Consider the following 15814-nt stretch of genomic DNA (forward strand, 5'->3'; position numbering starts at 1 on the left):
CCTCTATCTAATACTTTTTTCCAACAGAACAAACATGTTCTGCAACGTCTCTTTTTCCGGCTGCACACTCTTGACATGATATTTTTCCAAAGCTTCGTTTGTCACATGACCGATGGCGACAACAATTACACCATCCAGTTTCTCCGGACTGATTTTTTCCATGAATGTATCCACCCCGGAAGGACTTGAGAAAGTGATTGCATACGGGTGTGTCTGCAGAAGTCTTTCAATCCGTCCTAGCGATTTCATGTTAGGGACGGGATGATACAGCCTGAAACGGGTGACATCTGCACCTGCCCGGTTCAGATAATCATACATGAGCGGACGTGCGTTCGCACTGACAGGGTAAAGAATCCGTTCGCCTTTTTTGGCATCAAACTCTTCCATGAACTTTTCCTGTGTATACCCACTCGGTTCAAAATCGACATTCAGACCATGGGCAGCCATCGTCTCGCTTGTTTTTTTGCCGATACTTGCAAGCTTTTTATACCTGACCCTGTCCAAAAACGGGATGAAGTGTTCTACAGCGTTCGGACTTGTCAAAACCAGCCATTCATAATCCCCGTCCAATATATGATCATTAAACGGCAGAAGTTCAGTCTTGATTACGGGGACATGCTCAACTTCAAATTCATCCGTACAGGCATTTCCCATCCTGCTCTGTGTCACGAGGACGAGCGGCTTAGAGTGATTCATTGATTTTATCAATGATCTCCTTGGCTCCGATACGCTCCATCTCATCTGCAACCAGATTGCCGAGAGTCTCAGGGTTTTCATGGGATTTCTTAACAAGATACTGTTCGCTTCCATCCTCAGGCATGATCAGTCCTGTCAGGTAGAGTTCGCCGTCTTCGTACTCTGCATATCCGCCGATCGGTACCTGGCAGCTTCCATCCATACGTTTCAGGAATGCACGTTCTGCACCAGTGCATACAGCGTCTTCTTCTGAATGGACCTTCTGAAGCATTTCAATGAGCTCTCTGTCATCAGAACGGCATTCTATTCCGAGAGCGCCCTGGGCAATCGCAGGAATGAAGGTTTCAGGATCAAGATATTCCGTCACAATATCATCAGACCATCCCATGCGCTTGAGGCCTGCCGCAGCGAGAATGATTGCATCATATTCCCCGGACTCCATCTTCTTGATACGGGTATCGATGTTTCCGCGCACCCATTTGACTTCGATATCGTCCCTGATCGCAAGCAGCTGTGCCCCGCGGCGCAGGCTGCTCGTACCGACTACACTGCCCGCAGGCAGATCTTTGAAAGGCACTTTCTTGTTGGAGAGGAAGGCGTCACGCATATCTTCCCGCTGAGGCACACAGGCGATGGTGAACCCTTCGGGAACTTCACTTGGTACATCTTTAAGACTGTGAATCGCCATATCAATTTCTTTGTTGGCAAGTGCCTGTTCAATTTCTTTTACGAATAAACCTTTGCCGCCGACTTTTGACAGCTGCACATCGACAATCTTGTCGCCTTTGGTGACGATTTCCTTGATTTCGATATCCATATCAGGATAATGTTCCTTCAGACTCTTTATAAACTGTTTCGACTGTGTCAGGGCAAGGCCGCTGCGTCTTGATCCTACAATAAATTTTCGCATATGGTATTACTCCTTTAATATCCCCAAAAATGGAAATTGGATAGTTGTGTAATGAAAATATAGTTAAGCATACATATGATGAATATGGCGATATTCAGCTTCGCAAAACGCAGAATATTACGTTCTGTCTTCAAATGGAAAAGCAGTGCGGCATACATCAGGACAACAACAAAAGTCCCCAGCACTTTAAAATCGGTGAAAATCTGCGGACCGATTATATTGATGCCCCACATCGCTCCGAGCAGAATGCTGATCGTCATGCTGCACACACCAAAAAGCATTGAGCGCACCATCATTTTTTCTGCTGTTCCTATGCTGAATAATGAAAAGAAAAGCCGGTTGAAACGTTTCTTTTTCAGATTATCATATTGAATAATATAAATCACGGCATGTAACAGAGAGACAAAGAATAAAACATAAGCAAACAATGCGAGCCCGACATGAATTACAAGCAGTTCATTCATCAGAGTGGAAACTTCCGTTGTCCTTGAGTATTGGACCGGTGCAAATGTGTATACTGCAAAAAGTACAAAAGCAGTCAATACATAAATGAACAGAGCAATTTCCGAATCACTTCTGCGGTAATGAACAATACCGGTCAGAATTATAAAGATTGACAGGGCGTACAAACCTTCAAATGTCGTCTGGACAGGAATTCTGCCTATGCTCACACCAATGCTTACGAAACCCGCAACCTGCAGTGCCGCTGCAAAAGCCGCAACATAAAACGAAACCTTCCTGGCCTGGCGATTTCTGAAAAACAGATCGTAGCTCAGCGCAGAAAGGCTTATAAAATATAATAATAAAATGAATTCATGGATGCGGAACATAATGTCCATATGGTTCCCACCTGTCTAATCGAGTGCAAGCTCCTGTTTCCTGGCACGAAGCTTTTTCTGATTTTTGGCTTTGTCCTGCTGTCTGATTTCCGCTACTTCATCTTCTATACCAAATAACTGCTGGATCTCTTCGAGCTTCGCATCCGCTTTCCTGCTGCCCGCAATTTCCTTGGTATAGATGATAGGGTCTTTGAGCATCTGGTTTATGATGCTCTTCATGTGTTTGGATATGATGGTACGTTCGCGGTCCGTCATATCCGGCATTTTTCTTTCCACACTCTGGAATGTATCTTCATGTATATTGAGTGCTTTGGACCGTAGAGCCTGGATGACCGGTACGACTCCCAGCATGCTCACCCACTCTTCAAAACTGTCCATACTCTCTGCAATCATCGCTTCAATCTTGGTTGCTTCTTCCTTTCTTGTTGAAAGGTTTGCATCCACAAGCCCCTGCAGATCATCGACGTTGTACATATAGACATTTTCCAGACCGCTTACTTCCGGTGCAATATCACGCGGCAGGGCAATGTCCATCAGAACAAGCGGTTCTCTTGTTTTTCTGTTTGCCAGAGCGTTTTGAACAGTGGATTCAGTAATGACATGGTTCCGTGCAGCTGTACTTGAAATGACGATGTCGGCATTCGACAACTGCTCTTCCAAAGTATCAAAAGGTGCACTTTCACCATCGAACCGCTGCGCAAGAGCTTCTGCTTTGTCCCCGGAACGGTTGATGACAGTCACTTTGTCTATACCGTTCGATGTCAGGTTCAATAAGGACTGTTCGGCCATTTCACCCGCACCGACTACAAGGACTTTGCTTTCACTTATATTTGAAAATATCTTCTTCGCAAGCTCCACTGCGGAGTAGGAAATGGAAATTGCATTTTTGGAAATGTCCGTCTCGCTGTGTCCGCGTTTGGCAACCGTAATCGCCTCTTTGAACAACTTGTTGAAAACAGTTCCTGTAGTATGCTCTTCCTGAGCAGTGAAGAATGCATCTCTGATCTGCCCCAGTATCTGCGTCTCTCCCAGCACCATCGATTCAAGTCCCGCAGTCACACGGTACAGGTGATGGATGGCTTCATCCGCCACTTTCACGTCTGTAATGTTTTTCACTGTATCGAACTCGATGTCAAACCAGTCTGCCAGGAACTTCTGGGTATAGTATTTGCCGGTATGCACCTGATCGCTGACTACATATACTTCAGTACGGTTGCATGTAGAAAGCAGCACGGCTTCAAGTATGCTTTTCTGTTCTCTTAATCTGTGCAGTGCCGGGATGACTTCCTCATCTTCAAAAGCCATCAGCTCTCTTTCTTCGACACTTGCTTTTCTGTAATTCAGACTTAACGCAATAACGTGCATCCGAATTGCCCCCCCAATCCATATTGCACCTTTTACAGGTACTTATAACACATATTATTTTAACAGAATGTGAACATATTATCTATGGCATCGCTCTTATTTATATTAATTATAAATAAGAATTTTTTGTGAACACTATTCTATATGGTCGGCAATCGTCTGCATGACGAGTGGCAGATTTTTCTTATCCATTGAAGAAAATGGAATGATGGTATCCTGTGTTTCAAATTCAAGCGCTTCTCTGACAATCTTAAGATGCTTCTGCACTTTGCTTTTTGGGATCTTATCCATTTTAGTGCACACGACAATCACAGGTATTTCATAATACTTCAGAAAATCATACATCAGAATATCATCTTCAGTGGGTTTATGCCTGAGATCGATGAGTTGTATGACCGCTCTCAACGTCTCTCTTTCGGTAATATATGCTTCAATCATTGCGCCCCATTTTTCACGCGCCTTTTTTGATTCTTTGGCATATCCGTATCCCGGCACATCCACAAACACGAACTTTTTATCCATGTCATAGAAATTGAGCGTCTGCGTCTTACCCGGTTTGGAGGATGTCCTGGCGATGTTCTTCCTTCCCGCCACCGCGTTTATAAAGGAAGATTTACCAACATTGGATCTCCCGCTCAACGCTATTTCCGACAGTCCCGTTTCCGGATACTGATCGGGACCTACTGCGGATATTAAAATATCCACGCTTCCCGGATTTATTTTCATATTCTCACTCCTTTAAGAAAAAAGAGCTGTCCGATTAAAGACAGCTCAGGTGAATTATCTATTAATTATGCACTCTTGCGTTCCGGATCGATCAACTCGTCGTTTTCATCATACAGAAGGGGTTGTGCTTCCTCCCGGATTGTTTCCCGAGTAATCTTGACTTTGCGTATTTCATCGTTGGACGGAATGTTGAACATGATATCCACCATACGTTCCTCGATGATTGAACGCAGGCCGCGTGCACCGGTTTTCCTCTCGATTGCCAGTTCACTGATCGCGTTAAGCGCATCTTCATCAAACTCGAGTTCAACGTTATCGATCTCAAGCATTTTTTTGTACTGTTTGACAAGCGCATTTTTAGGCTCGGTCAAAATGGAGTTGAGTGCTTCAACGTCGAGTTCTTCAAGATAACTGATAATCGGTACACGGCCGATGAATTCAGGAATCAGGCCGTAGCTCTGCAGATCGTCCGGGCGGACGCGGCTCATGATTGCATCTTTATCATCGAATTTTTCGGAAGAAGCTCCGCCGAAGCCGATCACTTTCTCACCAATTCTTCTCTTGATGATTTCATCCATACCGTCGAATGCCCCGCCGATGATGAACAGGATGTTCGTAGTATCAATCTGTATTGACTCCTGGTTAGGATGCTTTCTTCCACCCTGCGGCGGCACACTCGCTGTTGTACCTTCGAGGATTTTGAGGAGTGCCTGCTGCACGCCTTCACCGGATACGTCTCTTGTAATTGAAGTGTTTTCGCTTTTTCTTGCGATTTTATCAATCTCATCGACATAGATGATGCCCTGCTCTGCACGTTCAACATCAAAATCTGCAGCCTGGATCAGTCTCAGAAGGATGTTTTCGACATCGTCTCCCACATAACCTGCTTCAGTCAGACTTGTTGCATCTGCAATTGCAAATGGTACATTAAGCGTTCTTGCCAACGTCTGCGCAAGAAGTGTTTTCCCACTGCCGGTAGGACCGATCAAGGCAATGTTACTTTTGGAGATTTCAACACCATCTTCATTGTTCTGATTGATACGCTTGTAATGGTTGTATACTGCCACACTAAGCGCACGTTTGGCTTTTTCCTGTCCAATGACATAATCGTTGAGAGATTCAAGAATCTCCTGAGGTTTCGGAATATCAGTAATCACTTCTGTTTTCTCTGATTTCAGTTCCTCTTCGATGATTTCATGGCACAATTCGATACATTCGTTACAAATATAAACACCGCTGCCTGCTATGAGCTTCTTAACCTGTTCCTGATCCTTCCCACAGAAAGAACAAGTCAGGTTAGTGTCGTCTTCATTAAATTTAAACATATTCAACACCTCTTTTTTCATTCCTGTAAAATATACTAGATATTGATGGCAAAATCAAATAACTGGTTTCAGACTGCCGTAAATGAGTAGAAAAGCCCTGCAACAACAGTTACAGAGCTCATTATCTTTTGGCTATAATCTATTATTCAGCTTTTTTTCTATTGTCAACAAGTACATCGATCGCTTTTTGCACTTTAAGATCTTCATTCAGCATGGAAAGATCTCCGAGAGTGGATTTGATATCTTCCACTTTGATGCCGAACTGCTCGCTCATCTTTTCAAGCTCAGCGTCAACATCCGTTTCAGCCACTTCAATGTTTTCATCAACCGCAATCTGTTTCAGTACAAGGTTTGTACGGACACGTTTTTCTGCATCATCTTTCATCTGGTCACGGAGTGCATTTTCATCCTGACCGGAAAGCTGCTGATACATTTCCATGTTGATGCCCTGCTGTGACAGACGCTGTTCAAATTCCTGAAGCATCCTGTCCGTTTCAGTTTTAACCATTGCTTCCGGCACTTCGATTTCAGCATTGTCGGAAGCCTGTTCAATCAGCTGTTCCTTCATTGAAACGTCAGCTTCGTTCTCTTTCGCTTCTTTGAGGTCTTTTTCAAGCTTCTCTTTAAGTGCTTCTACAGAGTCGACATCCTGATCGAGTTCTTTAAGGAGGTCTTCATCAAGTTCCGGTGTTTCCTTCACTTTGATGGAGTTGATTTTCACTTTGAACACCGCTTCTTTTCCAGCAAGCTCTTCAGCGTGGTACTCTTCAGGGAAAGTGACCTTAACGTCTTTTTCCTCTCCATTTTCAAGACCGACAACCTGTTCTTCAAATCCTGGGATGAAACTGCCGGAACCGATTTCGAGGTCATAGCCTTCAGCTTTTCCGCCTTCGAACTGTTCGCCGTCGACATATCCGTCAAAGTCGAGATTGACAATATCGCCTTCTTCTACTTTGCCTTCGTCTTTTACAACCATGTCAGCATGGGATTCAAGCATGCTGTCGATTTCTTTCTGAACATCTTCGTCAGTCACTTCTGTATCGGGTACATCAGCTTCAAGACCTTTGTACTCACCAAGTTTGACTTCAGGTTCAACTGTAACTTTCGCAGTAAATACGAGCTCTTTGCCTTTTTCCATTTCTTCGATGTCAACTTCCGGCTGGTCAACAGGGTTGATCCCAGCTTCTTCAACAGCTTCTGTGTAAGCTTTAGGAAGGAGAATATCAAGTGCATCCTGGTAAAGGGATTCTACACCGAAACGCTTCTCGAACATCTGACGCGGTACTTTACCTTTTCTGAATCCAGGTACAGATACCTGCTTGGATACTTTTTTAAATGCTTCATCCAGGGCGGAGTCCACTTCAGTCGCTGGAACTGTTACAGTTAGAACTCCTTCGTTACCCTCTTGTTTTTCCCACTTTTGAGCCATAGTTAAATTCCTCCGTTAGTACGTAATTTCAATTAACCAATATAGTATAACATATCAATTTTCTATATCCAACAATTGATTTCCTCAGTTACCGGCCTCGATAGACGATTCCATGGACCGGATCCATTCCATTGCTTCTTCCGCTGCAAATGATTCTCTTTCATATACGAGATTTACCATTTCATGCAGGATCAGCAAATAACTGTCTATAAGACTATCGGTATTTATATCCGGTGTCAAAGGATAGCAATGGATGATATGGGACATAATCATCGCCCTGGCTGATTCCTGGAATTCAGGCATCAGCTCTTCCATTTCACTTAAAACGGATGATAAAACAATCCTGGACAGTTCGAGTGTCTCCAGAGTGTCAAGATCAGCTGGGACGACCGTAATCTTTTCATTAAACTTCTCAATTTCAACCGGTCTGTCATCACCCGTTCCATTTAAATAAAGAAGCATGAAAGTGATGAGCTGGTAGTCCTCTGTTTTAAAAAGCGCATCTCTGACCAGATCCATGTACTCTGCATCCTGACCATCCGTCCATTGAGCAAGATGTTCCAGTTTCTCATAATGGAGCATCGCGCGAAAATCATCTGCAGTAACGACCGGTTCATTCCCGCGGCCGGACTCTTCCTGTTTTTCGTCCAGAGCTTTCTTGGCCCTGTGACGGAGTGCCGCGACTTCTATACGGAATCCCTGTGGTATATTTTCAGCCATGAGATGGTCGGAAAACTCGATTACTTCAAAATACCTTCCAAGCTCAATAAGGGCGGTCAAAAGATAGTACATGTGCGTTTCGTAATTACCGCCTCCCTCATTCATGGACATCAGCGCATCATCCACAATGGCTCTGGCATCATCCGTTCTGAGTCTCGATTCATAATATTTCTCAACCAGTTCAATTTCGGGATCCGCATGCTTCGCGTATTGGCTGAACCTTCCTATAAAGGAAGCATATTCTTCATTATCAAAAAGCTTTTCCAGATCATGTTCTGCTTTTTTCAGAAAGCGTCTGTGTGAGCTTACCTTATCTGTCATAAGCATCCCTGATGATCAGTTCGCTCCATGATTCATACGGAGACATGGCTTTCAGGTTTTCGTCTTTTTCCCAGATCAATTCAAGCGTGTCTTCCTCTTTGGATGACACAATCGAAGGATCGACTTTCACACTCAGGACAAGACCAATATGGACTTTCCCCACCTCATTGTCATCATCATTGATCAGGCCCATGATTTCCATATCCTTGACAGCTTCAGCCGAGAGTCCAACTTCTTCTTCCAGCTCTCTCGCAGCATTGACCGACAGTTTCGAATCGATGTCAGACACTTCAGGCACATCGTTCATATGACCGCCGACCCCGATGGACAGGAGTCCGTGCAGCCGTGATTCACCACCGCCGCCGAGACGTTTATATACGAGTGTCGCGTCATCACTGTCAGATTTGATGATCACATAGCTGATTAGCTGCTTATATGAAGGATCTTCTTCCATATCCCCGCGTCTTTTCACTTCAAAATCACCAAAAGTGGAAATAATCTCTTTATATCTTGCATCCTCTTTCCCGATAAAACCGTTGAATGCATTCTTCTCGCCATCGAAAATATCAGATCTCGGAACAACCAGGATCTTTTCGTCAAACTTGCTCATTAATATTCTCCTCCCAAGTATCGCTGCATCATAATAATCTTATATAAGCTGAAATGTTTTGTAAAATAAAATTCCTCAGAAGCGTTGATGCATCTGCTGATCAGGCACTTTTCAACTTTTTCCGGACTTTATTTTCAAGCTCAAAGAACAGTACGCCTGCTGCAAAACACAGCACTACGCTGATCAGAACATATAGAGACAATGGCAAACCTGCGAACATGTTCGGAATCATCCAGAAATATACCATCTGGGTCAAAAAGATATGATATGAAGCCCGGCCGACTTTTATCAGGGATTTGCTCAAAGGATTCACGCCTTTAATCCTGTATGCCTTCAGACATACTATCGTGAATAGCAGGGTGTAGAAAAAAGCCGGTGCGTGCTGACTCAGCCAGACAGGCTCCATGATCAGTTCCAGTTCGAAATAGTTCACACCTGTAATATAGATGACACTCACTCCCGCAAGCGGGAGAATCCATCTATAGCTGATCCTGTTATAGTTGAATGCAAGCCATACACCAAGTGTAAGTGCGAATACATATCTGACGATTATGATCCGGTACAGGTCCCGGGAGACGTCCAGCCACAGGCAGACAATCTCCAGGAGCAGACTGAAAATAAGTAATACAAATGTCATTACGTTCAGATTTTTCTTCATCAGAAGATATATAAGAGGAAGAATCAGCGTCGCCTGCACGATGATCGGGACGAAATAACTGCCCGGTCCCCATCCACCGGTAAGGAACTGGAGCGGCAGTTCAAGAACACTGGTGCCTCCTTTGAAAAGGAAGTACAGGAGCACCTGTCCCAGCCATACTGCAGCAAACGGATAAATCAGCCTTTCGACTTTCTTATAGATGAAAGACGGATTATAAAATTCGGCAAAGGATTCATAATTTCTTTTCTTATAGGAATTGGCTGTGTTGAAGCCGGCCAGCAACATGAATACAGGTACTGCCTGCCATATATGATACGGCGCAAATGTCACGTAAAGGAGGTCTCTCGGCACACAATGTATGAATATTACTGCAAACATTGCCATCGCTTTTAGAACATCTATATTATGATTGCGTTTCTCCATGTCCAGTCTCCCCCACAGAAAGTTTGACTAATATCATAATCGAGAAACCGGAAAGCTACAAATGAAAGCATACGAGAAAGATGCATTTAACTTACAATGTAATGAAGAATTTAAAAGAGCGTTGGCGAATGCCAACGCTCTTACGGTTACTTCCTGACAAACACCTGTACATCTTCATCCAGCAAAAGTATCTTCCCGCCCGCAGAACCTGTGCCGGCATATAAATACTGCATCCAGTTTCCTTATCCGTAATGATATGCCACATCATTGCACTATCCGCATCAGATTTCCCAGTTTCAAATCTCATTTCTGCCAGCTTATCATTTTCACCAGACATTGAGCAGTATCTTCTAAGAAAATATGAGTCCACTATAACATTATGTATATATTATTTACTTCTGAAAGGCGTACATAAAAAAATTAAAACCCCGTAAGCACGCGGATTACAGAGTTTTAATGAATATCGTATTTGGATTTAAACGTCCCAGAAGGGAGTTCGAAAGCCCTTCAAATGGGTATATTCAAAGACTCATTGACCAGATATTGACCAAGACGTTTTTTCACTTTTTATGACTTATTTTCTTATATAGTAGAAACTCGGTCACTACAGCTAACTGATATACAATAAATCTAAATTAGGTTACTTATTATTAGCTACCACATGTTACAATTAATATAACATATTTTGGGAGGTTATACATATCATGAAAAAATATCTACTTACTGGCGGTTTTGCCGCAATGCTCCTGTTGGCGGCATGCGGTAACGAAGAGCCGGAGACTGCGGAGGAAAGCACAGAAGAGGAAACAACAGAAGAATCTACTGAAGAAGAAACAAGTGAATCCGCAGAAGCTTCTGAGTCTACTGAGGAAGAGACGACTGAATCGACTAGTAAAGACACTACTGAAAAAGTCGCAGAAGAAGCGCAGAAAGAAGGCGTTGAAACAATCAAAGCAGTCGAACCCGGCGAAACAACGCAGATTGAAAACGTCAACGTGACTGTAAATAAAGCGCAGATCAACCGTGTGGAAGTCACAGAAGAACTAGCTACTTTCCTGGACGGATATGAAGCAGGCGAAAAAGTCGATAACCTTGTGATAGAATATACTGTCGAGAATACAACAGAAGCGCCACGCGATTTCTACATTGATCAAGCGGTAATGGTTACCAGCACAGGACAGCAGATTGACCCTGAAATGTTCCTCGCAGAAGGTATCACAGGCTCTATGCTCGGGGCGATTGAGTATACGGGCTCCGTCCCTTACTTAATGGAAGAAGGCGCAGGGGATGAAATTGAGTGGGTTGAAGTGAACATCCCTGCAATGATGGATGGAGAATCATATGAAAGAGTTTCAGATGAAACGAAATTGAGAATTGAGTTTTAATTCGTATAGCCAAAAGCAAAAGAAAGATTGACCGAAACGAGCCACCTCTATGGGTGGCTTTTCTTTTATCTAAACTGCGAATTCAACAATGTTTCACTCAATTCAAAAGCTGTCAGCATACCGGTTACCTGGCCAGGCACATCATTGATATCTGCGTAATAATTATCAATCTGGTTATTCTTCATCGTGTAGTATACAGTATCATCTCTATCAATGTTTCCTGTTACCATATCATGCAGCAAATTTTGGTTCAGTAAGATGTACGCAACGTTTATATGTAATTCCATATCATCACTCTCCTACTTTGAGTATACACATGGATCGGATAAATACCATCAAATTATTTCGTAGATGTGTTTGAATTGCACATGAATCGCTTCGCGTCCTTTGCTGACGACCACCATACCCGCCTTATCTGCTATGTACTCAATGCGGCATTCCAGTTGCACCTCATAGCCGTCGTTCCAGTATCGGAGTACGACAGTCTCACCTCTTGATCTGCGCAGTTCTTCTTCTAGTCTCACAAGTGTTTCATTATCATGGGTAGGTGCAGGTACTTTGGCATTCTCCTCTATCATCTCGGCCACACGCTCATACTGTTCCGGCATCGTGGCAAACGGCTGCCACTTGATCATGCCTCTGCCCTGCGGGATGTTGGAGTCCAACTCTGACGGATCCATTTCTCTGTAGTCGAGTTTTTCATTTACTCTCATGATAATCACTCCTCTTAGGAATGATTATATAGAACATACGTTCGTGTTGTAAAGCTATATAATAGAAGTATAATTTTAATGTGAGTACAAAGTGTAAGGGAGGAATAAGATGTTTAGTTTTGATTTCACTTTTTTAAATAGCGGTTTACCAGTTGCTGACATAATAATCGGGGGTTTAACAGTAGCTGGAACAGCTTTAGCTACCTTTTTAGCAGCTAAATATACCGGAAAAAATGCCAATGATATCGCAGACAAAAATAATAAACATCAAAGAAAGCTACAAGAAGACCTTTTGAAAGAGGAAAGTTTGAATCAATTATTAATTTCTTACAATAACCTTTTTCATTATATAGAGTCATTTTACGATGAACATAATGATCAAATAAGAATAAACTCCTTGAATATTAATTACGATTGGCACAGAGTAGAAAATCAAAATGAAATGGAAAACTATATTAACGATGCCAGTATAACTTTAAAAGGATTGAATGATTTAGGCAATGTGGTTATCAATCAAGTGAAAGATTTACAAGGCCTTGAAACTCAGGTTAATAATAATTTGTTGAAATGTAAAAAATATTTTAACGAAGAGGAATATCAGAAATTAGAAAGTAAGTTATACGGCACCGTTAGGAGTTTTAAGTATATTTTAAGAGATGGTTCAGTGCTTTCAGGTACAAAAAATTTATCTATCAGAGGGATGGGCTTGCATCTCATACATTTATATAACAGGGCCACATACATAAAATATAAAATTAATAATCCTGAAATGAAACATGATGACGGCGGTTTAATTTTAGAAACTCCTCCACTGCTCAGCTATAAGTGGTGCTACGAAAATGACTTAACCATACGACCCATATTAGAAAATGCGGTAAACAGCACTAATATATAATTAAGTTAGATCAGCCGTGTTGGACTCAAAATCCAGCTCCTATTAATAAATACACGCAAAAAAGCCACCCTCTACACTGGGATAGAGAGTGGCGTGCCTAAAGTTATAGGGAAATATTTAGACGATTCACATTTTAATGCAGTTTTCATGGGATGTAAAGTGGTCTATCTTCAATATATTAATCAGTGTATTTTTTGTTCAATTTTATCTACTACTTCTTTACCTATATCCATCTTAAATTGATGCAAATCCCACTCATCTTTTGTATATATAGCACTTAATTTAGGTAATACTACTAACATCACATCAAAAATTATTTTTGCCATAGATTCATACTTAGCTAATTCATCATAATCACCCTCATATTCAGAAAAAGAAATTTTTAAATTTCCATTTTGATATAAATCTACAGAGAATTTATGCGTATTATACTTAATCATGACTTTAACTCTATTAATTCTTTCTGATTCAAAAATGAAGGTAAGGGTACTTAATAAATTTAAGACTTCACTGCCAATACCCGTGACATGAGCTAAGGAATTCGAATTTCCTCCTCTATAACCTTCGATACTTTCTATTATTATTTCTTCTTCACTATCTCTGCCATTTAGCACAACATGAAATAACCATAAATAAAAATCTTTAACAAGTAAGAGATTAATGTTATTTAACTCTATCTCATTTCTTCCTTCATAACCCAAGAGGTTCCTTATTAACGTTTTGCCAGCTGTATCCTTACTACTTTTATTAATAATATATTGAGTAATACTTTCGTTTGTTAAAACAAAAATATGTAAATCAGTTATACTAATTCTAACTTCTCGATTCCGATCATCTTCAAAGCCTGTATTAATATCTTCTCGATATAAATGATAAACTTTATAACGATAATTCGATTCGTTCATGCTATAGTTTTTTATTTCAGTTACAGCTTCAAATGTATTGATTAAAGTTTCTTCAACAAAATGCGGCTCATTTCTTGTTTCACTTTTACATTTACTATCAAGCTGTTGAATAATATCATCGAATACTTTAATTTCATTATCAGTGTATTTTGAAAAACTGTACGAACTTCTCATCTAACTCCCCCTTGCATAAATGTTATTGATTCAACTTTTAATTTATAACAGCTTCTTCTTTTCTTCTCAAATAGTAACTTATTTCTATTTCTTCCTTCGTAATTACTGGCTACTATCCCTTTAATATTTTCGCCAAACCATTGTTCATCGACAGGTGTTTTAATTCTATTAAGATAAATAACAAATGCGTTTTCATCTTCATCAAATTCTATAATCTGCGAATTTGTTTCATTTTGATAATGAATCCATTCGGGTTTATTTAAAATTATAACTTTTTCTTTGTTAAATCTTTTGTTTACTTTGATCTCAAAATATATATTTTGATATGATGCAGAATCATCTACTGGATCTCCCAAAGTAATCTCTTCAGACTGTACTTTTTCACTACGAATATCAATATGTACTTCTCTATAAAAAACATCTAGTAGTATAGACAACACAACATTCATAAAATATACAATTATCGGCAAAATTATAGTGACATCAAAAGAAAGCCCCATCTCCATTGAAAGGTCTTTGAAAAAATAACAAAAAAATGAGAAATTATAACGGAAATGCAAAATTAGTATTATAAGTCCTGCAATGAATGTAAATAAAAAATTGGGGTAATTTAGAAGTTCTTTTTTTGTTCTCTTCATTATAATAAAGAAAACTCTATTACTTTCTTTATTATCACTTTGTCTTCTGCTTGATTAAATTTTATAATTCCATTTGCTAAAACTTCGAAATACACGTTTTCATATTTACATTTAATACTTTGTATATCTATTGAGTCTTCATCACTATGATATATTAAATTTGAAATTTCAATAATTTCATTATCTCTCATCTTTTCATTAATCTGCTCTACTTTGTTATTAATTTGTACTTGTTCTTTGCCTCCATCGTATAGATCTTCACTCAATTTTATAAATGAGATTATACCTTTTGACTCATGAACAGTTTGTAAAATTTTAACCATTTTAGCACTAGTGACTATTAATTGCATATATTTTTGTTTTATATAATCTTTTATAAATTCTGAATAACTGATCTGATGAGGGAAATAGTCTATTAAAAATATTTCATTGGATTTCTTAAATATTTTACAATACATTTAATCATTCCCTCCCGAAATTAAGTTCGTATAAATTTAAGTATACCCTATTTACCTGTAGTTGATACCCCAAAAAGGTAAATAATTACCCCTGATTAATAAATTATCATTAATTATATTTAGCACCAAACCTGCTATAATCATATATGGAATATAACTTTAGCTGGTGCAGCGGAAACTGCATCAGCTTTTTTTATGTATCCCGCCCTCCCGGACGGGTGCAGATAGCACACAAGTGCATGTGTACATATATGTTAGTGGATCAGCTTACTTCTTAATAATCACTTGTCCATTCTCATCTAACAGTGGCGTTACCCCGCCAGCTGTACCGCCCCAGGCATACAAATACTGCACTCCAGTTTCCTTGTCTGTAATAACATGGCATAAGATCCCACCATCGGATTTAACTTGCTCTGTTTCAAATCTTGATTCCTTAGATTCACTGCTTTTACCAAACATTAGCTAGAACCTCCTTTACTATTACGGCAATCATAATATAGTATATGTATCCTCCCCTGGGACCGTCAATAATTATGTGTAAATGAAGGCATGCCTTTTCTTGTAGTGTGCATTACCCGCTGAACATTTCAGCTAATTCTGCACGGGCCTGGTCAAAACCAATAT

Annotated in this window: 19 protein-coding genes; 2 read left to right on the top strand and 17 right to left on the bottom strand. The window is 40.5% G+C overall.

Annotated elements, in window-relative coordinates:
* Positions 1-3: 3 nt before the first annotated feature.
* From BM271_RS04160 to BM271_RS14150, 11 genes are all read right to left on the bottom strand, one after another.
* Positions 4-696, bottom strand: a complete 693-nt coding sequence (locus BM271_RS04160) for a uroporphyrinogen-III synthase (RefSeq protein ID WP_234960408.1) — start codon at positions 694-696, stop codon at positions 4-6.
* Entirely contained in the window at positions 683-1606 is a 924-nt protein-coding gene (gene hemC / locus BM271_RS04165; protein WP_046790359.1) for a hydroxymethylbilane synthase, read from the bottom strand. Before hemC ends, BM271_RS04160 begins: the two co-directional genes overlap by 14 nt.
* 14 nt (positions 1607-1620) lie before the next feature.
* On the bottom strand, positions 1621-2445 hold the full coding sequence (gene ccsA, locus BM271_RS04170; RefSeq protein ID WP_046790360.1) for a cytochrome c biogenesis protein CcsA: 825 nt from the start codon (positions 2443-2445) through the stop codon (positions 1621-1623).
* 15 nt (positions 2446-2460) lie between these two features.
* Positions 2461-3810: a glutamyl-tRNA reductase gene (gene hemA / locus BM271_RS04175; RefSeq protein ID WP_046790361.1), complete on the bottom strand. Its 1350-nt coding sequence runs from the start codon at positions 3808-3810 to the stop codon at positions 2461-2463.
* A 135-nt stretch (positions 3811-3945) separates the two neighbouring features.
* Entirely contained in the window at positions 3946-4536 is a 591-nt protein-coding gene (gene yihA, locus BM271_RS04180) for a ribosome biogenesis GTP-binding protein YihA/YsxC (protein WP_046790362.1), read from the bottom strand.
* Between the two features lie 65 nt (positions 4537-4601).
* Entirely contained in the window at positions 4602-5861 is a 1260-nt protein-coding gene (clpX, locus tag BM271_RS04185; protein ID WP_046790363.1) for an ATP-dependent Clp protease ATP-binding subunit ClpX, read from the bottom strand.
* A 142-nt stretch (positions 5862-6003) separates the two neighbouring features.
* Complete coding sequence (tig, locus tag BM271_RS04190) at positions 6004-7290, bottom strand: trigger factor (protein ID WP_046790364.1); 1287 nt, start codon at positions 7288-7290, stop codon at positions 6004-6006.
* 84 nt (positions 7291-7374) lie between these two features.
* Positions 7375-8331, bottom strand: a complete 957-nt coding sequence (locus BM271_RS04195; RefSeq protein WP_046791498.1) for a hypothetical protein — start codon at positions 8329-8331, stop codon at positions 7375-7377.
* Complete coding sequence (locus BM271_RS04200; RefSeq protein ID WP_046790365.1) at positions 8321-8941, bottom strand: DNA mismatch repair protein MutT; 621 nt, start codon at positions 8939-8941, stop codon at positions 8321-8323. Before BM271_RS04200 ends, BM271_RS04195 begins: the two co-directional genes overlap by 11 nt.
* A gap of 100 nt (positions 8942-9041) precedes the next feature.
* A complete protein-coding gene (locus BM271_RS04205; protein ID WP_046790366.1) occupies positions 9042-10022 on the bottom strand; it encodes an acyltransferase family protein in 981 nt (326 codons plus the stop codon).
* A gap of 91 nt (positions 10023-10113) precedes the next feature.
* Positions 10114-10359: a hypothetical protein gene (locus BM271_RS14150; RefSeq protein ID WP_143544898.1), complete on the bottom strand. Its 246-nt coding sequence runs from the start codon at positions 10357-10359 to the stop codon at positions 10114-10116.
* A 367-nt stretch (positions 10360-10726) separates the two neighbouring features.
* Between BM271_RS14150 and BM271_RS14360 the strand changes: the two genes are divergently transcribed.
* Entirely contained in the window at positions 10727-11407 is a 681-nt protein-coding gene (locus BM271_RS14360; protein WP_052749860.1) for a hypothetical protein, read from the top strand.
* 65 nt (positions 11408-11472) lie between these two features.
* On the opposite strand, the gene BM271_RS04215 is transcribed toward BM271_RS14360, so the two are convergent.
* On the bottom strand, positions 11473-11694 hold the full coding sequence (locus BM271_RS04215; RefSeq protein WP_046790367.1) for a hypothetical protein: 222 nt from the start codon (positions 11692-11694) through the stop codon (positions 11473-11475).
* Between the two features lie 48 nt (positions 11695-11742).
* Positions 11743-12120 carry a YolD-like family protein gene (locus BM271_RS04220; protein ID WP_052749861.1) on the bottom strand — a complete coding sequence of 126 codons (378 nt, stop codon included), beginning with the start codon at positions 12118-12120 and terminating at the stop codon, positions 11743-11745.
* Positions 12121-12229: 109 nt separating this feature from the next.
* Here BM271_RS04220 and BM271_RS04225 point away from each other — a divergent pair, with 109 nt between their 5' ends.
* Positions 12230-13015, top strand: coding sequence for a hypothetical protein (locus BM271_RS04225; protein ID WP_046790368.1), 786 nt, complete (start codon positions 12230-12232; stop codon positions 13013-13015).
* Positions 13016-13197: 182 nt separating this feature from the next.
* Here BM271_RS04225 and BM271_RS04230 read toward each other — a convergent pair whose 3' ends face one another.
* The 4 genes from BM271_RS04230 to BM271_RS04245 all read right to left on the bottom strand — a co-directional run bounded on the left by BM271_RS04230 (position 13198) and on the right by BM271_RS04245 (position 15649).
* Positions 13198-14094 carry a hypothetical protein gene (locus BM271_RS04230; protein WP_046790369.1) on the bottom strand — a complete coding sequence of 299 codons (897 nt, stop codon included), beginning with the start codon at positions 14092-14094 and terminating at the stop codon, positions 13198-13200.
* A complete protein-coding gene (locus tag BM271_RS04235; protein ID WP_046790370.1) occupies positions 14091-14732 on the bottom strand; it encodes a hypothetical protein in 642 nt (213 codons plus the stop codon). The genes BM271_RS04230 and BM271_RS04235 overlap by 4 nt, the downstream gene beginning before the upstream one ends.
* Positions 14732-15190 (bottom strand): hypothetical protein, encoded by a 459-nt coding sequence (locus tag BM271_RS04240; RefSeq protein WP_046790371.1) that lies wholly within the window; start codon positions 15188-15190, stop codon positions 14732-14734. Before BM271_RS04240 ends, BM271_RS04235 begins: the two co-directional genes overlap by 1 nt.
* 267 nt (positions 15191-15457) lie before the next feature.
* Positions 15458-15649, bottom strand: a complete 192-nt coding sequence (locus tag BM271_RS04245; protein WP_046511957.1) for a DUF6440 family protein — start codon at positions 15647-15649, stop codon at positions 15458-15460.
* Between the last annotated feature and the right edge of the window lie 165 nt (positions 15650-15814).

It is taken from the genome of Salinicoccus halodurans, assembly GCF_900114445.1.
Lineage (GTDB): Bacteria > Bacillota > Bacilli > Staphylococcales > Salinicoccaceae > Salinicoccus > Salinicoccus halodurans.